The sequence below is a fragment of the Fodinicola acaciae genome (genome assembly GCF_010993745.1).
GTDB lineage: Bacteria > Actinomycetota > Actinomycetes > Mycobacteriales > HKI-0501 > Fodinicola > Fodinicola acaciae.
On sequence record NZ_WOTN01000001.1, the window covers coordinates 2,720,257 to 2,741,022 of the forward strand.

A 20,766-nucleotide genomic window follows, 5' to 3' on the forward strand; every position below is an offset into this window, starting at 1 on the left:
ATGGCCGTCGAGGAAATCCTGCGGCCGCGGCCGACCATCGGCCGCCAGGTGCACGGCGTGCTGCACCGGATGCCGGCGCTCAGTCCGCTGGTCATCCTGGTCGTCGCGTGCGTGGTCTTCACCGTCGCCAACCCGCGGTTCGTACGACCGGAAAACCTGTCGATCCTGCTGCAGCAGGCCGCCGTGGTCGGCTCGCTCGCGGTCGGCCAGACACTGGTCATCCTGACCGCCGGCATCGACCTGTCGGTCGGCGCCATCATGGTGATGGCCACGCTGGTGATGGGAAAACTGGCCACCAGCGGCACGCCGAGCGCGCTGGCCTTCGGCATCGGCTTCGTGCTGGCGGTGTTCGCCGCGCTGGTCAACGGGTTGCTGGTGACCAGGATCAAGCTGCCACCGTTCATCGTCACGCTCGGCACGCTGAGCATTTTCACCGCCATCACGCTGATCTACGCGCACGGCCAGACGATGTCGTTGCCATCAGGCACATTCCTGACCTGGACCGGCGCGACGATCTCGTTCGGCCGGTTTGAGCTGACCATCGGCGTCATCATGATGTTGTTGCTCTATGCGGGTTTCGCGTACGCACTGCGGCAGACCGCGTGGGGCCGCCACCTCTACGCGACCGGTGACGATCCGGAGGCGGCACGGCTGGCCGGCGTACGCACCGGCCGGGTGTTGTTGTCGGCGTACGTCGTCGCCGGCGCGGTTTTCGGGATAGCCGCCTGGATCCTGGTCGGCCGGATCAACGGCGCCGACCCCAACGCCGGCCTCAATGCCAACCTGGAGAGCATCACCGCTGTCGTCATCGGCGGCACCAGCCTGTTCGGCGGCCGCGGCGCGGTCGTCGGCTCGCTGATCGGCGCGCTCATCGTGCAGGTCTTCGAAAACGGCCTCGCGCTGATGCGGATCGACCCCAACTACCAGGTGCTCGCGGTCGGCGTACTGGTGATCGCGGCGGTGGCCGCCGACCAGTGGATCCGGCGGGTGAAGACATGAGCCCGGTGTTGGAAGCGAAAGGTCTGGTCAAGGCGTTCGGCCGGGTCGTGGGTCTGGCCGGCGTCGACCTCCAGCTGAGCGCGGGCGAGGTGCTGGCGATCATCGGCGACAACGGCGCCGGCAAGTCGACGCTGATCAAATGCCTGTCCGGCGCGATGATCCCGGACGCCGGAACCATTGCGGTAGACGGAAAACCGGTGTCCTTCCACAACATTCAGGACGCGCGTGCGGCCGGCATCGAGACGGTCTACCAGACGCTCGCGGTCGCGCCCGGCCTGGACATCGCGTCCAACATGTTCCTGGCGCGCGAAAGACGGCGGCCCGGCATCCTCGGATCGGTGTTCCGGATGCTCGACACCGGCGGCATGCGCAAGGAGGCCAAGCAGCAGATCGACAACCTCGGCATCACGACGCTGCAGACCATCACCCAGTCGGTCGAGACGCTGTCCGGTGGCCAGCGGCAGGCGGTCGCGGTGGCGCGCGCGGCGGCCTTCGGCGGCAAGGTCGTCATCCTCGACGAGCCGACGGCGGCCTTGGGCGTACGCGAAAGCGGTCAGGTGCTCAAACTCGTACGCGACCTGCGTTCGCGCGGCCTCGGCGTCATCCTGATCAGCCACAACATGCCGACGGTTTTCGAGGTGGCGGACCGGATCCACATCCAGCGGCTGGGCCGCTGCGCCGGTGTGGTCACGCCGAAGTCACACACGCCGACCGAGGCGGTCGCCATCATGACCGGAGCGGCCACGCTCGAGGCTGGGTGAGCGCGCGTCCGACGATGCGCGAGGTGGCGGCGTTGGCCGGCGTCGGCATCAAGACCGTGTCGCGCGTGGTCAACGGCGTGCCGACGGTGGCGCCGGAGCTGGTCGAGCGGGTACGCGCCGCGGCCGACCAGCTCGGCTATCGGCCCAACCTGACCGCGGCGAACCTCCGGCGTACGGGCGGCCGTACGAACACCATCGGCCTGCTGCTGGACGACGTGAGCAACCCGTACTCCGGTGTCGTGCTGCGCGCGGTGGAGGACTTCGCGCGCGAACACAACGTCGTCGTACTCGCCGCCAGCCTCGACGAGGACCCGCAGCGCGAGCGTGAGCTGACGCGCGCGCTGGTCAACCGGCGTGTGGACGGCCTGATCGTGCAGCCGGCCGGCGGCGACCAGCGGCACGTGCTGACCGAGCAGCAGGCCGGCATGTCCTTTGTCCTCATCGACCGGCTGCCCGAGCCGCTGCTGGCCGACGCGATCGTCTCGGACAACCGCGGCGGCGCGCGGCTCGCCGTGGAACATTTGCTGCGTACGCGGCGGCGTACGGTCGCCTATCTCGGCGACGACCTGGCCATCCAGACCGCCCGCGACCGGTATGCCGGCTTCACCGACGCGTTGTCGGCAGCCGGCCTGCGGCCGGATGAGCGGTTGGTGCGGCACGGGTTGCGTACGGCCGAGCAGGCGCGTGCCGTGGCGCGCGAGCTGTTCGCGGCGCATGCGCCGGAAGCCGTTTTCACAAGCCAAAACCTGGTCACCATCGGCGCGGTCGAGGCGCTGCATGAGCTCGGCATGGAGAGCCGAGTCGCCTTGGTCGGCTTCGACGACATCCCACTGGCGGCGATCGTACGGCCCGGCGTGTCGGTGATGGCACAGGATCCGGCGGCGGTCGGCCGGCTGGCGGTCGGCCGGCTGTTCGCACGTATGGCCGGCGACACGTCCGCGCCGGCCGCGCACACCGTGCCGACCCGCCTCATCCCCCGCGGCTCCGGCGAGCTTCCGCGGCTCTGAGTTCGCATGGCCACCATGCGTGCGTTGGACGCACGCATGGTGGCCATGCGTGCATTCAGCTCAGCGCGGGGTCGACGCCGTACTGCTTGGCCAGGTCGGTGAGCATCGCCTGCGCGCCCTGGATGCTGACCGAGGTGAACCAGGTGGTGTCGCTCACGCTGACCACCTTGCCGGTGAGCTTCTTCCACAGCGGGTTGGCCTCGAACTGGCCGATCGGCGCGTCGCCGGGCTTGGCCGGATCCGTGTACGTGGACACGAAAATCGTGCTGGCGTCGAGCTTGAGGATGTCCTCCTGGCTCAGGTTGTCCGAGATCGCCGTGGTCGAGTTGGGCTGGCCGGCCGGACGGGTCAGGCCCGCGTCGGCCATCACCGTGCCGGGGAAGGAGCGGCTGCTGTAGAGCCGTACGGTCGGCTCACCTTCCACGAAACGGACCACCGACACGGTCGCCGGCTTGCCGAGTTTTGCCTTGATCTCGGCGCCGATCTTGCGCGCGCGTGCCTCGTACGCGGCGATTTTCTTGTCCGCCAAAGCTTCCTTGCCGAGCGCCTTGGCGACCAGCCGCATGTTGGTCTTCCACGCGGCCGCCGTCGTGTCGGTGAAGACGGTCGGCGCGATTTTGGAGAACTCGTTGTAGAACTTCTCGTGCCGCACCTTCGCCGACACGATCAGATCCGGCTTGATGTCGTAGAGCTGCTCGACGTCAGGACTTTCCAGCTCGCCGATCGCCTTGGCGTTTTTGCCATATTTGCGGTCATCGCCGAGATAGTCCGGAAGGCTGTTGTAGGACCGGTATTTCGTGTACGCGACGACCTCGGTCTCCAGGGACAGCACCGCTCCGACGAAACTCGCGTCGAGCGCGGCAACCCGTTGCGGTTGTTTCGGGATCGTGGTTTGCCCCATCGCGTGCTGGATCGTACGAGGAAATCCGTTCTGCGATGTTCCGGACGCGGCACCGCTTCCGGATCCGGACCCACACGCGGTCAGGGCGAGGCAGCCGGCGAGCATGGCGGCAACCAGTCGGTACGGTCGTGAACGAGACATCGAGGATCCTTTGTGTACGGTTAGGCTTCCCTAACGAGCAGCTAGCAGCATAAGCGGAAAGGCCTGGCGGATGGCAATGCGGCCCCAACAGCGGCGGCTGCTCGGGCTTCTCGCTCTGCTGGTCGTGCTCGCCGTGGTCTGCCTGGCCAGCTTGGCGTTGGGATCGCGATTCATCCCGTTCGACGTGCAGTGGTCGGCGCTGACCACGCATCTCGACACTCCTGACGCGATCGTCGTCCGGTCGCTGCGTGTCCCCCGTACGCTCCTCGGCGTGCTGGTCGGCCTGGCGCTCGGCGCCGCCGGTGCGCTGATCCAGGGCCACACGCGCAATCCGCTCGCCGATCCAGGGCTGCTCGGCGTGACGCAAGGCGCCGCGCTGGCGGTCGTCATCGCGGTCGTCACGCTCGGCATCAACACGCTCTATGGCTTCATCTGGTTTGCCTTCGCCGGCGCGCTGATCGCCAGCGTCACGGTCTACGTGCTCGGTGGCGTCGGCGGCAACGCGGTCACGCCGGTGACGCTCGCGTTGGCCGGCGCGGTCGTGTCGGCGCTGCTCGGCGGCCTGGTCTCGGCGATCGTGCTGCTGGACGGCCGCGGCATGGAGGTGTTCCGGTTCTGGCGGGTCGGGTCGATCGCGGCTCGCGACTATTCGGTCGTCTGGCAGACCGCGCCGTTTTTGTTGGCTGGCCTCGTGCTCGCGGTGGCCTGCGCGCCAGGCCTCAACCTGCTCGCGCTCGGCGACGACGTGGCGGCGGCGCTCGGTCACCGTATCCGGCGTACGCGCGTGCTCGGCGTCGTCACGGTCACGTTGCTGGCCGGAGCGGCGGTGGCGGCCAGCGGACCGATCGCCTTCGTCGGCCTGGTCGTGCCGCACCTGGCACGGATGATCGCCGGTCCGGACTATCGCTGGCTGGTGCCGTTTGCCGCGTTGCTCGGCGCGGATGTGTTGCTGGTGGCCGACATTCTCGGCCGGGTGCTGTCCGGCGACGCCTTCGACGTCGGCATCATGCTGGCGCTGGTCGGTGCGCCGGTCTTCATCGCTTTGGTACGCAGGAAGGCTTTGGTGCGGCTGTGAGCGTCTTCCGGCTGGGGCCGGTCGCGTGGCCAGTGCGGCTGCGCGGCCTGCTCGTCCCCCTGGTCGCCGGTGCCTTGCTGCTGACCGTCGCCGGCATCAACCTCGGCATCGGCAGCTCGCACATCGCGTTGCCAGACGTTTTGTGGACGTTGCTGGGCGGCGGTGACGACCGGATGCGCGGCATCATCTTCGACCTGCGGATGCCGCGTACGCTCACCGGCGCGCTGGTCGGCGTCGCGCTCGGCCTGTCCGGCGCGATTTTCCAGTCGATCTCCCGAAACCCGCTGGCCAGTCCGGACGTGCTCGGCATCAGCTGGGGTGCCGCGGTCGGCGCCGTCGGCGTGCTGTTGCTCAGTGGATATCGCGGCCAGGCAAGCGGTTTGGCCAGCGGCGTCGGCGTACCGATCGCCGGCCTCGCCGGCGGAGTTTTGGCCGGTGCGCTGCTTTATCTGCTGTCGTGGCGGCGCGGCATCGACGGCTTCCGGATGGTGCTGGTCGGCATCGGAATCGCCGCCATGGCGGCAAACCTCGTCTACTGGATGTTGACCGTCGGCGACGTGGACGACGCCGCGCGCGCCACCACCTGGCTGGTCGGCAACCTCGGCGACGTCGGCTGGGAATCGGTGTGGCCGACCGCGTTGGCGCTGGTCGTGCTGGCGCCGGTCGCGCTGGTTTTCGGCCGCACGACTGGTGCTTTGCAGTTCGGCGACGACACGGCCCGCGGTCTGGGCGTACGCGTCGACGCCGCGCGTGGCGGATTGTTGTTGCTGGCGGCCGCCTTGGCGTCGATCGCGGCGGCGGCCGCCGGACCGATCAGTTTCGTCGCGCTGGCGACACCGCAGTTGGCCGCACGGCTGACGCGGTCGGTGCAGCCACCGCTCGCGGCGTCGATGGTGTTCGGCGGTTTGTTGACGGTGGCCGCGGATCTGGCCGTACGCCTGCTGCCCGGCGGCCTGCCGGTCGGTGCGCTGACCGCCGTACTCGGTGCGCCGTATCTGCTTTATCTGTTCGTCCGCAAGCGTCGGGAGGTCCAAGCGTGAGGCTGCGCGCCGAACAACTGCGGCTCGGCTACGGCGAGCTGGTGGTCGTGGACGGCCTCGACCTGACCGTCGCCGACGGCGAGATCACCGTCATCATCGGTCCGAACGGCTGCGGCAAGTCCACCCTGTTGCGCGCTCTCGGCCGGCTGCTGGCGCCGCGGTCAGGCGCGGTTTTGCTTGACGGCAAACAGATCCACCGGATGTCCACCCGGGAGGTCGCGAAAACCGTCGGCATCCTGCCGCAAACTCCGCTGGCGCCGGCCGGCCTGTCGGTGGCCGACCTGGTCTCGCGCGGCCGGCATCCGCACCAGAGCTGGATAAAGCAGTGGTCCAGCGCCGACGACTCGAAGATCACCGAGGCGCTGCGGCTCACCGGCATGGCCGAGCACGCCAACCGCGTGGTCGACGAGTTGTCCGGCGGTCAGCGGCAGCGGGCGTGGATCTCGATGACTTTGGCGCAGGACACCGATCTGCTGCTGCTCGACGAGCCGATCACATACCTGGACCTAGCTCACCAGCTCGACGTGCTCAACCTCGTACGCGAGCTGCACGCCTCGCGCGGCACCACCGTCGTCATGGTCCTCCACGACCTGAACCTGGCCGCGCGTTACGCGGACACCCTGGTCGCCATGAGATCCGGCCGCATCGTCACCGCCGGGCCACCGCGGAAGGTGCTCACCCAGGCTCTGCTGCGCGAGGTTTTCGACGTGGACGCCAAAATTCTGCCCGACCCGGTCACCGACACCCCCATGATCGTCCCGGTCTCCACCCGCCGCTGACGATATGTCCGATTGTTGCTTTGTTGACCACTACTCACTGGTAGGCGGTCAACAAAAGTCACAATCGGGCCGTCAATCGCGTGTCCGAATGGGAGCGGGGAGGGAACAGGGGCTGGTCAGGGCCGGGGCAAAGACGCAATCGGAATCCGATTGCGTCGTCAGATGCGCAGGGCGGGCAGGAGGCGGTCGGCTACCGCGACCACGTCGCCGATGACGACGACGGCCGGTGGCTTGAGGCCGGCGGCCGACACGTCGTCGGCGATGGTCTCCAGGGTCCCCTTGACGACCAGTTGACTGCCGAGCGTCCCCTCCTGTACGGCGGCGGCCGGCGTAGCCGGCGCTCGGCCGTTGTCTATCAGCGCGGCGGCGATGGCCGGCAGCCGCTCGATCGCCATCATCAGCACCAAAGTCCCCCGCAGCCGCCCCAAAGCCGCCCAGTCGACCAGGGATCGCGGATCGTCCGGCGCCACGTGTCCACTGAGGACGGTGAACTCGTGCGCGATCCCGCGATGGGTGACCGGGATGCCGGCGGCGCCAGGTGCGGCGATCGGACTGGTGACACCGGGGACGATCTGTACGGGGACACCGGCGGCGACACACGCCTCGATCTCCTCGCCGCCGCGGCCGAAGACGAACGGGTCGCCGCCTTTCAGCCGCACGACGAACTTTCCCGCCAGCGCACGGGAAACCAGCGCCTCGTTGATCGCCTCCTGCGCCACGTAGCGGCCATACGGGATCTTCGCGGCATCGATGACCTCCACGTCACCGCGCAGCTCGTCCAGCAGCAGATGCGGCGCGAGCCGGTCGACGACGACCACGTCGGCGCGGGCGAGCAGCCGGCGACCGCGTACGGTGATCAGCTCCGGATCGCCGGGGCCGGCACCGACGAGAGCGACACCGGGGATGCCGGTGCCGGACGGGCGTACGGCTGGCGCGTCCAGCGAGCCGTCGGCGAGCCGCTCGACGATCGCGCTGCGGATGGCCGCGGCCCGCACCGGATCACGGCCGGCGTGTACGGCGACGGTCACGTTGTCGTGCCGGCCGACCGCCGGCGTCCACGCGCTGCCGTCGGAGGCTTCATCCGCGCGTACGCAGAAAATCCGCTGCGCCTCGGCATCCACCGCAACCAGCGCGTTGACCGCTGGATCGTCGGTGGCGGCCAGCACGAACCAGGCACCGTCCACATCGGACGACACGTACGGCCGCAGCTCGATGCGTACGCCCAGCGACTCGATGCCAGCGGTCACGGCGGGCGCGACCACGGTGACCTCGGCGCCGGCGTCGAGCAGCGCCGGCAGCCGGCGCTGCGCCACGGTGCCACCGCCGACGACGAGCACCCTGCGTCCGGCGAAGCGGAGGCCGAGCAGATATGGAGCTACGATCTTTCCCCCCACAGCAGGAATGTCGGCCTGGCCGTCGCCAGCCGCTCACCGGACCCGAGCCCGGCCAATCCTGAAGCCTGCTGCAGGACCCCGTCAACGGCAAGCCCGGCCGACGTAAGCGCAGCTCGGCAGGCTGTGACCTGGTCCACAGTGGACACCGCGACCACCACGCACCGGCGGGCCCGCGCCGCGCAGGCGGCCACCACCTCCGGGCCGCCACCGCCGACGAACACCGCGTCGGGGTCCGGCAGCTCGGCCAACGCGGCCGGCGCGCGGCCGGTGACGATGTCGACCTCGACCGAGTGCGCGCTGGCGTTGGTCTCGATGCGTACGCACGCGGCCCGGTCCGGCTCGACGGCCAGCACCGCCGCGCCAAACCGGCCGCATTCGACCGCGACCGAGCCCTCCCCCGACCCGATGTCCCACACCAGGTCACCAGGGCCCGGTCCCAGCCGCCCCAACGCGATCGCCCGCACCTCGGCAGGTGTGATCGTCGCGTCCTCATGTGCGAACTCCTCGTCGGCCAACCCCCAGATGTGCGGCGTACGCGGTGCTCCGGCGGCCACGTGTACGCCGGCGACCGGCGCGACGCCGAGGCCGACCGGTCTCCACACGACCGTCACCGTCGTCGGCGCGAACCGCTGCGCTCCGGCCGCGGCCGGGCTCAGCTCGACGACCTGCTCGTCCGGCGTACCGACGCCGGAGGCCACCGCCATCATCCGGTCGCGGTGTTTCAGGCCACCGCCGATCCGGCCGGGCAGGTCGCCGTCCGTGCTGATCACCGCGACCTTCGGATAGGCCAGACAGGCGTTGAGCGCTCGCCTGCTGCCCTCCGGACCACCGCCGTTGGCATTGATCACGATCGCGTCATCCCAGCTCATCCCGAGCTGGCCAAACATCTGCGAGAGCGTCGAGGCGGCCGGCCAGACGCGCACCGACGACCGGCCGAAACGGTCGGACAACGCGCGTACGACGCCGAAGAAGGTCGGATCGCCGGAGGCCAGCACCACCACCTGTGCCTGCCCCTTGCCGGTCGAGATGACCTCGGTCGGCTCCGCCTCCGTACGCGGCATCTTCTCGGCCGCGATGGTCATCGCGACCTCGTCCAGACGCAGCTTCTCGATGGCCTCCAGCGCGTCCTCGACCGGCCCCAGCTCGACCACCGGCACGTCGTTGGGCACCGCGGCCAGGTGTGGCAGCGCACCGACGACGAGGTCAGCCTGGTCGAGCAGCTCCGGAAGCTGCGGATGGTCACCCGGGATGCCGACGACGTTGACGATCACCCGCACAGGCTATGCGTAACTCTTCGACTGCAGCGCGTTATGCGCAAAAGCAGAAAAGATCGGTGACCAGATGGCGACAAATCGGCCACTTTTATGCGCCGCCGACATCGAACCTGCTGGCCACGGACATTATCGGGCAGTCAAGCGGACGGCTGCGAGCGCGAATCGTCGGCCGCGCCGCGTACGGTTGAGAGCGTGCCGAGGACAGCAGAACGCACCTGGACGACCGACCTGCTCGGCGAGCCGTACGAGCAGACGACGCTGGAGTTTGCGCCGGACGAGGAAGGCCCGGTCGTCGCCACCGTCGTACGCCGCCGCGCCGAGTTTCCGACCACGCGCGCGGTGCTCTACGTGCACGGCTACGCCGACTATTTCTTCCAGACCCACCTGGCCGACTTCTGGATCGACCAGGGTTATCACTTCTACGCGATCGACCTGCGCAAAAACGGCCGCAGCCTGCGTGACCACCAGACCATCGCGTTCTGCCGCAACCTCGGTGAGTACGCGGCCGACCTGGACGCCGCGCAGCGGCTGATCGCCGAGGACGGCCTGGACACGCTGGTGATCAACGCGCACTCCACCGGCGGGCTGATCGCGCCGCTGTGGGCTCATGCGCGACGCGAGCGCCGCGGCGGCCGCGGACTGGTGGACGCGTTGATCCTCAACTCGCCGTTCCTCGACCTGCCGGTGCCGGCGGCGATGCGTACGGTCAGCGACAGCGCGATCGGCGTGATCGGCCAGCGGCGGCCGATGACGATCATCCCGTCGCTCTATCGCACGCCATACATGGAGTCGATCAGCAGCGCGCACTATGGCGAGTGGGACCACGATCAGGTGTGGAAGCCGATCGTCGGCGTGCCGCTGCGGGCCGGCTGGCTGCGCGCGATCCTCGCGGCGCAGCGTCGCGTACACGCCGGCCTGGACGTGCCGTGCCCGGTGCTGGTCGCCTCGTCGGCCGCGTCGATCGTCACGCGTGGCTGGGACGAGGCGCTGTTCGCCGCCGACGCCGTGCTGGACGTGCGGCAGATGAACCGCTGGGCCGCCGGCCTCGGCCGGCTGGTGACGGTCCAGCGGATCACCGGCGGCATGCACGACCTCGCGCTGTCGAAGAAGCCGGCACGCGACGCGTACTTCGAAGCGATGCAACGCTGGATCTGGGCGTACGGGCCAAAGGAGGAAAACCTGTGACCTCGGTCGCGATCGTCGGAGCCGGCGCGATCGGCAGTGCGATCGGCTGGGCCTTCACCGAGGCCGGCGGCACGCCGACGCTCTGCGTACGCACCGGCTTCGACCGGATCAGGATCACCAAGAACGGCACGGTGTCCGAGGTGCCGGCGCACACCGTCACCGATCCGGTCGAGGTGACCGCACACGACTGGGTGGTGGTCACCACCAAGGCACAGGACACCGCCGGCGCGCGGCCGTGGCTGGACCGGCTGGTGGGGCCGCAGACCGTCGTTGTCGTGGTGCAGAACGGCATCCGCGTCGACGAGCGCGTACGCCCACTGGTCGAGGCCAAGGTGCTGCCGGCGATGATCTTCCAGGCCTCCGAGCGCACGGCGCCAGGTGAGGTGTCGCTGCACTCGGACGGACGGATCAGCCTGCCGGCCGGACCGTCCGCGGCCCGGTTCACCAAGCTGCTGGCCGGTTCGCAGATCCCGGCCGTCGAGGACGCCGACTTCCACACGGTCGCCTGGCGCAAGCTGCTCGGCAACGCCGCCGCCAACCCGATCACCGCGCTCACCCTGCGCCGGCTGGACGTGATGGCCGAGCCGGACATCGTACGGCTGACCCGTGACCTGATCACCGAAGCCGTCGCGGTGGGCAAGGCCGACGGCGCGAACTTCCGGGACGACGAGGTCGACGCGGCGACACAGCAATATCGCGCGTACGTCGGCAGCAACGGCGGCGGCAGCTCGATGCTCTACGACCGGCTCGCCGGCCGGCCCACCGAGCACGAGTTCATCACCGGCGCGGTGGTCGAGCTGGGGGCCAGGCACGGCGTGCCGACACCGACCAACCAGGTGATCCTGGCCCTGATGCGCGCCTTGTCGTCAGAGCTGCCTGGTGGCCACGACCGCCGATAGGTCGGTGGCGCCGGTAGCGTCGATGAGCCGGCACCGGAGCGCCGGTCGCGCTGGCGTACCGTGACAGTGTGTTGGCGTTTCTCCGCAAGCCGAAGTGGCTGCTGCTCGGCGCACTCGTCGTCGTCATGGTCGTCGCGTTCATCAGCCTCGGTTTCTGGCAGCTCGGCAGACTGCAGCAGGTACGCGACGAAAACCAGCACATCCTGGCGACCCGGGCGGCGGTCAGCACGCCGGTCCAGCAGCTGATGCGAGTCGGCGCGCCACCTGCCGCGGCAAACGAATATCGCAAGGTCACCGCGACCGGCCGGTGGGACACCGCACACCAGATCCTGGTCCGCTATCGCCAGATCGCCGACGACAACGGCCTGTACGTGCTCACCCCGCTGGTGCTGGCCGACGGCAACCGCGTGCTGATCGCCCGCGGCTGGATCCCGCCGGGTCCCCGCGCGTCGATCGAGCAGCCGGTGCCGGCACCGGTCGCCGGCGCCGACGGCACGGTGACCGTCACCGGCCGGGTCCGGCTGCCGGAAGGCGGCGACCCGCACCAGACCACGGTCGGCAAGCTCGTGTCGGTGACCCGCATCGACCCGGCGACACTGCCGGCCGGCGGACCGGTCTACGACGGATATGTCGAGCTGGTGAGCCAAAATCCACCGGTCACCGGCCAGCTGCCGCAGCTCATCCCGCAGGGCACGCTCAGCGAAGGAAACCACGAGTCGTACGCCTACCAGTGGTTCACCTTCGGCGTGATGGCGGTGGCCGGATACGTTTTGCTGGCGATGCTGGAAGTCCGGAAAAGGCGCCGGGAGCGCGCCAACCAGCCGGAGTCGCCAGAGCATGTCACAGTGGACGTATGACGCCATTCACTCCCGAGCGCGCGGCCGCCGGCGCACGCTGGCTGGCTGTCGGCCGCGCGGTCCTTGGCATCTCCGCCATGGTGGCACCGGAGCTGGTCGGCCGCAGCTGGATCGGCGCCGAGGCCGACCGCACCGGGTCGAAGGTGCTGGCCCGCGCGCTGGGTGGACGCGACGTGGTGATCGGCCTCGGCACCCTCACCGCCATGGGTGAACAGGAAAACGACGACACGCTGGTGTCCGCGTCCCGGTGGATCGCCTTCGGCGGCCTTGCCGACCTCGCCGACTTCGCCGCGACCGTGCTGTCCTGGCGCAAACTGCCCAAGGCCAACCGCTGGCTGGTCGCTGGCCTCGCCGGCGCCTCCGCCGTCGCTTCGCTGATGATGGCGGCAAAACTCGTCGAGCCCGAGAAGGAAATCGAGGGTTTCGCCAGCGTCACCTTCGACGAGGAGTCGGTCAGCTACTGAGCCCTGCTACTGATCAGTGGCAGCGTACGCGTCCCGGTCATCTCCGGTGTCGGCATGAACGTCGGCGGGTTCGCCTCGTCCGTACGCAGCACCGGAAAACGGTCGAGCAGGATGTCCAGCGCGACCCGTCCCTCCAGCCGGGCCAGCGGCGCACCCATGCAGAAGTGGTTGCCACGGCCGAAACCCATGTGCGGGTTGGGGTCGCGGGTCGGGTCGTACGTGTCCGGGTCGGCGAACACGCGCGCGTCCCGGTTGGCCGCGCCGAGCGAGATCCGCACCATCTGGTCGGCCGGGATCCTCTTGCCGGCCAGTTCCACCTCGCGGTTGGTGACCCGGTAGGTGGCGGTGAACGGCGTCAGGAAGCGCAACGACTCCTCGATCGCCAGCGGCAGCTTCGCGCGGTCGTCGCGTACCAGTTTTTGCTTGTCCGGATTGGCATCCAGACACAGGACGGTGTTGCCGAGCAACATCGTCGTGGTGACGTGGCCGGCCAGCAGCAGGATGGTCGCGAACGTGACGATCTCCTGGTTGCTCAGCCGGTCGCCGTCGATCTCCGCGTGCACCAGCTGCGAAAGCAGGCCGTCGCCGGGTCGCTTGCGATATTCCTCGGCACGGCCGCCGAGATACTCGAAGATCTCGTCCTGCGCCTTGACCTGTTTCGCGGTCTCCTCCGGGGTCGAGCCGCCGGTCTCGTCCTTCATGGAAAACTCGTTGCTCTGCTGGAAAAGGCTGTCGGCCCAGTCGCGGAACAGCTCGCGGTCGCTGACCGGCAGGCCGAGCAGCTCGGCGATCACGATGACCGGCAACGGATACGCGACGTCGGCGACCAGCTCAAGCCGGCCGCGGTCCATCGCGGCATCGAGCAACTCGTCGGTGATGGCGGCGATCCGCGGCTCCAGGTCGGCCACGATCTTCGGCGTGAACGCGTGGCTGACCAGCATCCGCTGCTTGCGGTGCTTGGGCGGGTCCATCCGCAGCAGGTTTCCCTGGTTGAACGGGTTGTCCTCGTACTGCGGGAAAAGCCGCATGATGTTGGCGGAGAAGACGGACGGGTCGCTGAGCGCCTGCTGCGCCTCCGGATGGCCGTAGACGACCCACATGCCAAGCTGTTCCTCGTACGCCACCGGACCGGCCGGCCGCTCGCCGCGGAGCCAGAACTGCGCTGGATGCACGTCCCATTTCATCGAGATTCTCCTTGTCTTTCGTTGGAAAGGCTTAGCGACTGACAGCGGTCCGATAGAGCCAGGTGGCCACCGGAATGGAAATCGCCAGCAGCGCCACGGTCCACAGCAGCGCGGCCACCACGGGATGCTGCAGTGGCCACGCGGTCGGCTCCGGCATGGCCGCGTTGGTGTTGCCGAAAAGTTCGCGTACGGCCTGGGTGAAGGCCGACACCGGGCTCCATTCGGCAATCGCGCGAAGCGGCTGCGGCAGTCCGCTGCTCTGCACGAACGTGTTGGCGACGAAGGTCAACGGAAACATCAGGACCATGCTGGCGTTGTTGAATGCCTCCGGCGTACGCAGCGCCAGGCCGACCATCACCACGACCCACGAAAAAACGTATCCGAGCAACAACAACATCACGAATCCGAGCACCGCCTCGGCCGGCGACGAGTGGATGCGCCAGCCGACGACCAGGCCGGTCACCGCCATCACCGCGAGGCTGACCGCGTTCATCAGCATGTCGCTGGTCGTACGCCCGATCAGCACGGCCGCCGGCGACATCGGCAGCGAGCGAAACCGGTCGATGCTGCCCTTCTGCAGGTCCTCGATCAGGCCATAGCCGGACAGCTGCGCGCCGAAAATCGCCGTCTGCGCGAAGATCCCGGCGAGCAGGAACTCGCGATAGGACGTGCCAGGGATGTGGATCGCGCTGCCGAAAACATAGTTGAACAGCAGCACGAACATGATCGGCGACAGCAGCAGGAACCCGAGCCAGTCAGGGGCGCGGCGGATCTTGAGCGTGTTGCGTTTGGCGATCGTCCATCCGTCAGTGATCGCCATCGTCACAGCGGTCATCGGGTCAGCTCCTTCGCGGTTTCGGCTTTGTGTCCGGTCAGGGAAAGGAAAACGTCGTCCAGGGTCGGCCGGCGCAGGCCCGCGTCGCTCACCTTGACGCTGACGTTGGCCAGCCGGCCGAGCGCCTCGGCCAGTGAGGCGGCGCCGCTGGCGACCGGTACGGTCACCCGCAGACCGCTGAGGTCGGTCTGCATTTCGCCGACCGCCAGCGGTTCCAGCGCATAGCAGGCGGTCTGCAGGTCGGCCGCGCTGGTCACGGTCAGCTCGATCCGGTCGCCGCCGATCTGGTCCTTGAGCTGGTCGGCGGTGCCGAGCGCGATCACGTGGCCGTGGTCGACCACCGCGATCCGGTCGGCCAGCCGGTCGGCCTCCTCCATGTACTGCGTGGTCAGCAGCAACGTCGTGCCACCTGCGACCAGCTCGGAAATCACGTCCCACAAAGCGATCCGCGCCCGCGGGTCGAGGCCGGTGGTCGGCTCGTCCAGAAACAGCACCGGCGGGTTGGCGACCAGCGCGGCGGCCAGGTCGACCCGCCGCCGCATGCCGCCGGAATAGCCCTTCACCGGACGGTCGCCGGCCTCGGCCAGGTCGAAACGCTCCAGCAGCTCGCGTGCGCGCTGTCTGCTGCGCCGCCGGCCGAGGTGATAGAGCCGGCCGACGATCTCCAGGTTTTCCGCGCCGGTCAGGTAATCGTCGACCGCGGCGTACTGACCGGAGACGCCGATCCTGGTGCGCAGCTTGGCGGCCTGCGTCGCCACGTCGAAACCGGCGACCTTCGCGCGGCCGCCGTCGAGTTTCACCAGCGTGGTGAGAATCCTGACGGTGGTGGTCTTTCCGGCGCCGTTCGGGCCGACCAGACCGAAGACCGTCCCTTCCGGCACGGACAGGTTCATGCCGTCCAGCGCCACGATTTTGCCGTACTTCTTGGCCAGACCTTCGGCCACGATCGCTTCGGCCACGGCGGTTCCTTCCTGTTTTCGCGCAGGGGTCATCGCGGAATGTGGTGGTGCCTGAAAAAGGGTGTGAAGTCTCCAGCCACCGGCTTTTCCGGCGACTGTCAGGGAAAACTCGGGTCAGGGACGGCGGATGGAAATGTCGCCGTAGTTCGTACGGGCACGCACCTCGACGGTGTCCCCGGCGCCGTCCGGCCGGTCGGCTTCCTCGAGGTAGTTGCGTACGGTGCCGTTCTTGGAAAACAGGTCGAGCCAGGCCGCGGTGCCTTCCCGGATGCCGAGGTCGATGCGGCCGTAGGCGGTCTGGATGTTGACCTCGCCGCGCACCAGCTCGCCGATCCGTACGCCACCGGACGCGGTCGTCGCGGTCACGTCGCGCAGCGCCCGGTCGATGGTCAGGTCGCCGTGCGCGCCGCTCAGCTTCACGTCGCCTTCGACCGCGCCGAGGCTGATGTCGCCGGAGGAGTTCTGGATGGTCGCCGAGCCGGCCACATCGCCGATCCGGATGCGACTCGACGCGCTGCTGACCTCCACGTCACCGTCCACGTCGCCGGCGACGATGCTGCCGTGCGCCGACTGCACGTCCAGCCGGCCGGTGTCGCCGAGTTGCACGTCGCCGCCGGCGGCCTGGATGGTGCAGTCGCCGAGCCGGCCGTCGGTCTGGATGCCGGCCCAGGCCGCCTCGGCCTGCAGCGTCGAACCGGTCGGCACCTCGATCGTCACGTCGATCGAGCCGCCGCGGCCGAACATGATCATCCGCTTCGGCGCGCGTACGACCAGCTGGCCTTTCACCAGCTCGACCGTGGTCTGCTCAGCGGCCGTGACGTCGGCCTGCCGGTTGGGCCGGCTCGGCCGTACGTCCACCACCGTGTCGGTGCGGTCGCCGGCGATGACGCGCGCGTTGCCGTAGTTGATGGTCACCGAGACTGAAATCGGCTCAGGCGTGTCGAAAGTAGGCATGGCAGTCCCTCCGGGTCTGCTGGAAAGGCGATCGAGTAGAGGTCAGCGGACCCAGCCGGTGTAGCGCTGGCCGCGGCCGGTTGGCGGTGACGGTGGCCGCGGCGTGGCGGCCGGCGCGGTGGCCGCGGCGAGCGCGCGTACCAACCAGGAGTTGACCGACAGGCCGGCCTTGCTCGCGGCCTCCTCGACGCGGACCTTGATGTGCTCGGGCAGCCGGAGGTTGATCCGCGCAGTGGAGCCGTCCTCGGCCTCCGGCACCGGCGGCAGCTCCTCGCGCGCGGCGGGCTGCTCCTCCGGCTGGTCGCTCGCCGGCAGTGCGACCACGAAGTCGGGGTCGAGGCCGCGCAGCCGCAGGTCGACCGACCCCGGCGCGAGGTCACGGGTGATCTCGTCGGCCGCGGCCGACAGCGCCTCCAGCAGCACCAGCCGGGCGGCCGACTCCAGCGGCCCGGTCAGCCGCTCGGCCATCGCGCGAGCCTCGTCACCTCCGGCTTCGGCGGCCACGGCAAGCTCGCGGCGTAGCTGCTCCACGTACGGCGTCAAATCCATGGCACTACTATGACACCACGATGACGCCAACGCAAGCCGTCATGGTGCCATCCACTCGGACGGTCGCATGGCCACCATGCGTGCGTCCAGCGCGGGCATGGCCACCATGCGTGCGTCCGGCCGTGAGCGGTGGTCACCTTGCGGAAACCTTGCAGCGAACCAGTCGCCGGCCAGTACTTCAACGACTACTACCAGAGCGCGTACAACGGCAACGCGCAGGACAATAGCTGGCTCGACCCCACCCACCCCAACGTCGAGCAGCCGCACAACTGACCGGTGGTCGCATGGCCACCATGCGTGCGCCAGACGCACGCATGGTGGCCATGCGACCAATAACGGGTCAGGTGGGCGGTGGTGGCGGAGCGGTGTCGTCGCGTGGAGGCTCGTGGTCGGTGGTGTCGGTCCATGGCGCGCCAGTGCCGCGCGAGCTGCTCGATGACGAGCTGGTCATCCAGTCGCGTACGCGCGTCGCGGCGCCGGCGAACAGGCCGCCGACGTCGTTCATCGCCTTGTTGAGCGGATCCTGCGAGGTGGTGAAGGCCTCCTTATACGACCGCGCCGCCGCCTTCACCTCGTCGCTGATCGGCGTGGACGCGTCGTCGGAGCGGCGCGGATAGTCGCCGGCCAGGATCTGCGCGTACGTCTCGCTGGCCGCCCATTTCTGCAGCTCAGAGGCGCGCATCGCGGCGAGCGGATGGGTCTGGCCGGACAGGTGCAGCAGCTTCAGGATGCTGTCCCGGATGTCGCCGCCGGACTCGTACTCGTTCGCCTGGTCGAGGAAGCCGGACACGTCCATCTCGTCCGGATCGGTCGCGCCGGCCAGCATCGCGTGCACGCGCAGAGCGGCCTTCGCGTCCTGCACGCACAGCAGGCCGGCGCGGTCGCAGGACAGCTCGGACTTGCGGAACCATTCCTGCAACGCCAGGATGATCGCGCGCAGGCCCCAATAGCCCAGCGGCATCCAGGCGAAGTTTTGCGCGAGCTGGATCAACCACAGCAGCATCGTGCGATAGAGCGCGTGGCCGGACAGCACATGCCCCATCTCGTGGCCGACGACGAACCGCAGGCCATCGTCGTCGCACAGCTCCAGCAGACCGGTGGTGATGGTGATGATCGGCGTGTCCAGGCCAATCGCCATCGCCTGCGGATTCGGGTCGCGGACGACGAACATCTCGGGCACCGGCGCGATGTCCAGCGTGGTCGCCGTCTCGTTGCGGATCTGGTCGAGCACCGGATATTGCCGCGGCGACACGCGTACGTGCGAGGCGAGCGCCAGCAGCCGTACGCTCCGCTCGCCGACGGCGCCGGAGATCGCCTTCAGGACCTTGTCGAAACCGGGCACCGAGCGCAGCGCCACCAGCGCGCCGCGGTCGGCGGGATGCTCGTACGCACGTGGACTTATCCCCGGAAATCGCGTACGCGACGACAAACTCTTCGCTCGTGCGGCGTCGCCAACACTCATCTATTGCCTCCTCGCGAGTGCAACCGAGTCTATGCCGCCGGTCACACCCACCCGCCGGCTTCGCTGGCTCGGTGCCCGTAGGGTGGCGGGAAACAGCAGCGGAGTCTCTGGGGGAAGCACATGCCGGTGGAGTTGACCAAAGGCGCCAACACCGCGCTGCCGGGTCCGGTGGCGGTCGTCACCGCGTCGGCCTCGACGCCGCTGGACATCGCCGCGCTGCTGGTCACCGCGACCGGCAAGGTGCGTTCCGACGACGACTTCGTGTTCTTCAACCAGCCGGCCGGTCCCGGTGTGCACCTGCAGCCGCCGTCGACGCTGCGCATCGACTTCGCGGCCGTTCCGGCCGACATCGAGAAGGTGGTCATCACGGCGACCATCGACGGTCCCGGCACGTTCGCGATGGTGCAGGGGCTCGCGGCGACCGTCAGCGATGCCGGTGGCACGCCGGTCGCGCATTTCGTACCGCCCGGCCTCGGCTCCGAGACCGCGCTGGTCATCGTCGAGATCTATCGCCGGCAAGGCGCCTGGAAGGTGCGCGCGGTCGGCCAGGGGTACGCCACCGGGTTGGCCGGGATCGCCACCGACTTCGGCATTTCGGTGGAGGACCCGGCGCCGCAAGCACCACCGGCCTACCAGCAGCCACCGGCACCGCCGGCCTATCAGCAGCCACCCGCACCGGCGCCCGGAAAGATCAACCTGGACAAGGGAAAAGTCAACCTGCAGAAAGGCCAGAGCGTCTCGCTGGTGAAGACCGGCGCGCCGCCGCTGACCCGCGTACGGATGGGCCTGGGGTGGGCCGCCGGCACCGGCCGGTCGATCGACCTGGACGCATCGGCGATCCTCTACGACGCGCGCGCCAAGGACGTCGACAAGGTCTGGTTCATGTCGCAGAAAGGCGCCGGCGGCGCGGTCCGGCACTCCGGCGACGACCTGGTCGGTGGCGGCGGAGGCGACGACGAGCAGATCTTCGTCGACCTGACCGGCATCCCGCCAAACGTCGTCGCGCTGGTGTTCACCGTCAACAGCTTCTCCGGCCAGAAGTTCAGCGACCTGTCCGCGGCCTGGTGCCGGCTGCTCGACGACGTCACCGGCGAGGAGCTCGTACGCTTCGACCTGTCCGGCTCCAAGGCGCACACCGGCGTGGTGATGTGTACGCTGCGCCGCGCCGCCGACGGTTGGGAGATGACCGCGATCGGCGAGTTCCACGACGGCCGCACCGTCCGCGCGATGGTCAAGCCGGCCAAGGCGTATCTGTAAGGCTGCTCTCAGCGGCCGGGGGTTACGCTGTGAGCGTGCGGCAGGTGATGTTCTCCCGGCGATGGCTTTGGAAGCACGTCGTCGCCGTCGTGCTCTTCGCGATCTGCGTCGCCGGTGCCTGGTGGCAGACCGTGCGGGCCGGCTCGCCGACCGGCACCTGGCAAAACGCCGGATACGCGCTGGAGTGGCCGCTGTTCGCGGCGTTCGTGGTGTGGGCCTGGTTCCGGATGATGCAGCTGGAGGCTCGCGCGCTGGCTCAGCAAGAGGCCGAGCCGGAGCCGCGACCAGAGCCAGCGCCGGTCCCGGTGCTGGTGAAGGCGCACGAGGAGGACGATCCGGCGTTGGCCAAGTACAACGACTATCTCGCCTGGCTGGCCAAACAGGATGGCTGACGTCCAGACCCGCCGGCCGACCCGCAAGGAGCTGCGCGGTCCGCTGCTGCGTTACCAGATCCTCTCGTACGTGACCGCCGTCGGCCTGATCGTGCTGCTGTTCGTGGCGATGCCGCTGGAATACCTGGCGCACGACAAGACCGTGGTCAGCATCGTCGGGCCGGCGCACGGCCTGGTCTACATCGTCTATCTGCTGTGCGTCTTCGACCTCGGCAACAAGGTCGGCTGGACGCTGAAGAAGACGGTGCTGGTGATGCTGGCCGGCGTCATCCCGCTGCTGTCGGTCTTCGTGGAGCGCCGCGTCCACCGGCAGATCCTGGCCGAAGCCGCCGACTAAGGACCCCGCCGAGGAGCGACGGTCGAAGGTTTTGTCGTACGCGCCGACGACTCTGGCAACG

At 68.9% G+C, this 20,766-nt stretch carries 23 protein-coding genes; 14 read left to right on the plus strand and 9 right to left on the minus strand.

Going from position 1 to position 20,766, the window contains the following annotated elements; translation table 11 throughout:
* Genes GNX95_RS12710 through GNX95_RS12720 form a run of 3 tightly spaced genes read left to right on the plus strand, consistent with a single transcriptional unit; the run spans nucleotide 1 to nucleotide 2,767 of the window.
* A complete protein-coding gene (locus GNX95_RS12710) occupies nucleotides 1-999 on the plus strand; it encodes an ABC transporter permease (RefSeq protein WP_163507295.1) in 999 nt (332 codons plus the stop codon).
* Entirely contained in the window at nucleotides 996-1,760 is a 765-nt protein-coding gene (locus tag GNX95_RS12715) for an ATP-binding cassette domain-containing protein (RefSeq protein WP_163507296.1), read from the plus strand. Before GNX95_RS12710 ends, GNX95_RS12715 begins: the two co-directional genes overlap by 4 nt.
* Nucleotides 1,757-2,767 carry a LacI family DNA-binding transcriptional regulator gene (locus GNX95_RS12720; RefSeq protein ID WP_222853540.1) on the plus strand — a complete coding sequence of 337 codons (1,011 nt, stop codon included), beginning with the start codon at nucleotides 1,757-1,759 and terminating at the stop codon, nucleotides 2,765-2,767. The genes GNX95_RS12715 and GNX95_RS12720 overlap by 4 nt, the downstream gene beginning before the upstream one ends.
* 55 nt (nucleotides 2,768-2,822) lie before the next feature.
* Here GNX95_RS12720 and GNX95_RS12725 read toward each other — a convergent pair whose 3' ends face one another.
* Nucleotides 2,823-3,809 carry an ABC transporter substrate-binding protein gene (locus tag GNX95_RS12725; RefSeq protein WP_163507297.1) on the minus strand — a complete coding sequence of 329 codons (987 nt, stop codon included), beginning with the start codon at nucleotides 3,807-3,809 and terminating at the stop codon, nucleotides 2,823-2,825.
* 70 nt (nucleotides 3,810-3,879) lie between these two features.
* Here GNX95_RS12725 and GNX95_RS12730 point away from each other — a divergent pair, with 70 nt between their 5' ends.
* From GNX95_RS12730 to GNX95_RS12740, 3 genes are read left to right on the plus strand one after another with little or no spacing between them, the layout of a single operon-like run.
* Entirely contained in the window at nucleotides 3,880-4,884 is a 1,005-nt protein-coding gene (locus GNX95_RS12730) for a FecCD family ABC transporter permease (RefSeq protein ID WP_163507298.1), read from the plus strand.
* Complete coding sequence (locus GNX95_RS12735; RefSeq protein WP_222853541.1) at nucleotides 4,881-5,924, plus strand: FecCD family ABC transporter permease; 1,044 nt, start codon at nucleotides 4,881-4,883, stop codon at nucleotides 5,922-5,924. The genes GNX95_RS12730 and GNX95_RS12735 overlap by 4 nt, the downstream gene beginning before the upstream one ends.
* Nucleotides 5,921-6,703, plus strand: coding sequence for an ABC transporter ATP-binding protein (locus GNX95_RS12740; protein WP_222853542.1), 783 nt, complete (start codon nucleotides 5,921-5,923; stop codon nucleotides 6,701-6,703). Before GNX95_RS12735 ends, GNX95_RS12740 begins: the two co-directional genes overlap by 4 nt.
* 158 nt (nucleotides 6,704-6,861) lie before the next feature.
* Here GNX95_RS12740 and cobA read toward each other — a convergent pair whose 3' ends face one another.
* Nucleotides 6,862-8,097, minus strand: a complete 1,236-nt coding sequence (cobA, locus tag GNX95_RS12745) for a uroporphyrinogen-III C-methyltransferase (protein WP_163507299.1) — start codon at nucleotides 8,095-8,097, stop codon at nucleotides 6,862-6,864.
* Nucleotides 8,079-9,368: a bifunctional cobalt-precorrin-7 (C(5))-methyltransferase/cobalt-precorrin-6B (C(15))-methyltransferase gene (locus GNX95_RS12750; protein WP_222853543.1), complete on the minus strand. Its 1,290-nt coding sequence runs from the start codon at nucleotides 9,366-9,368 to the stop codon at nucleotides 8,079-8,081. The genes cobA and GNX95_RS12750 overlap by 19 nt, the downstream gene beginning before the upstream one ends.
* Before the next feature lie 195 nt (nucleotides 9,369-9,563).
* Between GNX95_RS12750 and GNX95_RS12755 the strand changes: the two genes are divergently transcribed.
* The 4 genes from GNX95_RS12755 to GNX95_RS12770 all read left to right on the plus strand — a co-directional run bounded on the left by GNX95_RS12755 (nucleotide 9,564) and on the right by GNX95_RS12770 (nucleotide 12,776).
* Nucleotides 9,564-10,556, plus strand: coding sequence for an alpha/beta hydrolase (locus GNX95_RS12755; protein WP_163507300.1), 993 nt, complete (start codon nucleotides 9,564-9,566; stop codon nucleotides 10,554-10,556).
* Nucleotides 10,553-11,455 carry a 2-dehydropantoate 2-reductase gene (locus GNX95_RS12760; RefSeq protein ID WP_163507301.1) on the plus strand — a complete coding sequence of 301 codons (903 nt, stop codon included), beginning with the start codon at nucleotides 10,553-10,555 and terminating at the stop codon, nucleotides 11,453-11,455. Before GNX95_RS12755 ends, GNX95_RS12760 begins: the two co-directional genes overlap by 4 nt.
* Before the next feature lie 68 nt (nucleotides 11,456-11,523).
* Nucleotides 11,524-12,312 carry an SURF1 family cytochrome oxidase biogenesis protein gene (locus tag GNX95_RS12765; RefSeq protein ID WP_163507302.1) on the plus strand — a complete coding sequence of 263 codons (789 nt, stop codon included), beginning with the start codon at nucleotides 11,524-11,526 and terminating at the stop codon, nucleotides 12,310-12,312.
* Nucleotides 12,309-12,776 carry a hypothetical protein gene (locus GNX95_RS12770; RefSeq protein WP_163507303.1) on the plus strand — a complete coding sequence of 156 codons (468 nt, stop codon included), beginning with the start codon at nucleotides 12,309-12,311 and terminating at the stop codon, nucleotides 12,774-12,776. Before GNX95_RS12765 ends, GNX95_RS12770 begins: the two co-directional genes overlap by 4 nt.
* On the opposite strand, the gene GNX95_RS12775 is transcribed toward GNX95_RS12770, so the two are convergent.
* From GNX95_RS12775 to GNX95_RS12795, 5 genes are all read right to left on the minus strand, one after another.
* On the minus strand, nucleotides 12,770-13,960 hold the full coding sequence (locus GNX95_RS12775; protein ID WP_163507304.1) for a cytochrome P450: 1,191 nt from the start codon (nucleotides 13,958-13,960) through the stop codon (nucleotides 12,770-12,772). The genes GNX95_RS12770 and GNX95_RS12775 overlap by 7 nt on opposite strands.
* A gap of 31 nt (nucleotides 13,961-13,991) precedes the next feature.
* Nucleotides 13,992-14,795: an ABC transporter permease gene (locus GNX95_RS12780; protein ID WP_163507305.1), complete on the minus strand. Its 804-nt coding sequence runs from the start codon at nucleotides 14,793-14,795 to the stop codon at nucleotides 13,992-13,994.
* Nucleotides 14,792-15,754, minus strand: coding sequence for an ATP-binding cassette domain-containing protein (locus tag GNX95_RS12785; protein ID WP_163507306.1), 963 nt, complete (start codon nucleotides 15,752-15,754; stop codon nucleotides 14,792-14,794). Before GNX95_RS12785 ends, GNX95_RS12780 begins: the two co-directional genes overlap by 4 nt.
* Nucleotides 15,755-15,868: 114 nt before the next feature.
* Nucleotides 15,869-16,708 carry a DUF4097 family beta strand repeat-containing protein gene (locus GNX95_RS12790; protein WP_163507307.1) on the minus strand — a complete coding sequence of 280 codons (840 nt, stop codon included), beginning with the start codon at nucleotides 16,706-16,708 and terminating at the stop codon, nucleotides 15,869-15,871.
* 42 nt (nucleotides 16,709-16,750) lie between these two features.
* Nucleotides 16,751-17,257, minus strand: a complete 507-nt coding sequence (locus GNX95_RS12795; RefSeq protein WP_163507308.1) for a toxin-antitoxin system HicB family antitoxin — start codon at nucleotides 17,255-17,257, stop codon at nucleotides 16,751-16,753.
* Between the two features lie 138 nt (nucleotides 17,258-17,395).
* Here GNX95_RS12795 and GNX95_RS43795 point away from each other — a divergent pair, with 138 nt between their 5' ends.
* A complete protein-coding gene (locus GNX95_RS43795; protein ID WP_281356898.1) occupies nucleotides 17,396-17,530 on the plus strand; it encodes a hypothetical protein in 135 nt (44 codons plus the stop codon).
* Between the two features lie 67 nt (nucleotides 17,531-17,597).
* Here GNX95_RS43795 and GNX95_RS12800 read toward each other — a convergent pair whose 3' ends face one another.
* On the minus strand, nucleotides 17,598-18,719 hold the full coding sequence (locus GNX95_RS12800) for a M48 family metallopeptidase (RefSeq protein ID WP_163507309.1): 1,122 nt from the start codon (nucleotides 18,717-18,719) through the stop codon (nucleotides 17,598-17,600).
* 120 nt (nucleotides 18,720-18,839) lie between these two features.
* On the opposite strand from GNX95_RS12800, the gene GNX95_RS12805 reads away from it, so the two are divergent.
* Genes GNX95_RS12805 through GNX95_RS12815 form a run of 3 tightly spaced genes read left to right on the plus strand, consistent with a single transcriptional unit; the run spans nucleotide 18,840 to nucleotide 20,705 of the window.
* Complete coding sequence (locus GNX95_RS12805) at nucleotides 18,840-19,976, plus strand: TerD family protein (RefSeq protein ID WP_163507310.1); 1,137 nt, start codon at nucleotides 18,840-18,842, stop codon at nucleotides 19,974-19,976.
* Between the two features lie 47 nt (nucleotides 19,977-20,023).
* Entirely contained in the window at nucleotides 20,024-20,368 is a 345-nt protein-coding gene (locus GNX95_RS12810; protein WP_163508020.1) for a hypothetical protein, read from the plus strand.
* Nucleotides 20,361-20,705 (plus strand): DUF3817 domain-containing protein, encoded by a 345-nt coding sequence (locus tag GNX95_RS12815; protein ID WP_222853544.1) that lies wholly within the window; start codon nucleotides 20,361-20,363, stop codon nucleotides 20,703-20,705. The genes GNX95_RS12810 and GNX95_RS12815 overlap by 8 nt, the downstream gene beginning before the upstream one ends.
* Nucleotides 20,706-20,766: the final 61 nt, after the last annotated feature.

Coding starts and splice junctions, on each gene's coding strand:
- GNX95_RS12725 (WP_163507297.1), bottom strand. CDS start 3,809: ATGTCTCGTTCACGACCGTACCGACTGGTTGCCGCCATGCTCGCCGGC.
- GNX95_RS12775 (WP_163507304.1), bottom strand. CDS start 13,960: ATGAAATGGGACGTGCATCCAGCGCAGTTCTGGCTCCGCGGCGAGCGG.
- GNX95_RS12795 (WP_163507308.1), bottom strand. CDS start 17,257: ATGGATTTGACGCCGTACGTGGAGCAGCTACGCCGCGAGCTTGCCGTG.
- GNX95_RS12805 (WP_163507310.1), top strand. CDS start 18,840: ATGCCGGTGGAGTTGACCAAAGGCGCCAACACCGCGCTGCCGGGTCCG.
- GNX95_RS12730 (WP_163507298.1), top strand. CDS start 3,880: ATGGCAATGCGGCCCCAACAGCGGCGGCTGCTCGGGCTTCTCGCTCTG.
- GNX95_RS12790 (WP_163507307.1), bottom strand. CDS start 16,708: ATGCCTACTTTCGACACGCCTGAGCCGATTTCAGTCTCGGTGACCATC.
- GNX95_RS12780 (WP_163507305.1), bottom strand. CDS start 14,795: ATGACCGCTGTGACGATGGCGATCACTGACGGATGGACGATCGCCAAA.
- GNX95_RS12810 (WP_163508020.1), top strand. CDS start 20,024: ATGTTCTCCCGGCGATGGCTTTGGAAGCACGTCGTCGCCGTCGTGCTC.
- GNX95_RS12800 (WP_163507309.1), bottom strand. CDS start 18,719: ATGAGTGTTGGCGACGCCGCACGAGCGAAGAGTTTGTCGTCGCGTACG.
- GNX95_RS12715 (WP_163507296.1), top strand. CDS start 996: ATGAGCCCGGTGTTGGAAGCGAAAGGTCTGGTCAAGGCGTTCGGCCGG.
- GNX95_RS12710 (WP_163507295.1), top strand. CDS start 1: ATGGCCGTCGAGGAAATCCTGCGGCCGCGGCCGACCATCGGCCGCCAG.
- GNX95_RS12815 (WP_222853544.1), top strand. CDS start 20,361: ATGGCTGACGTCCAGACCCGCCGGCCGACCCGCAAGGAGCTGCGCGGT.
- GNX95_RS12770 (WP_163507303.1), top strand. CDS start 12,309: ATGACGCCATTCACTCCCGAGCGCGCGGCCGCCGGCGCACGCTGGCTG.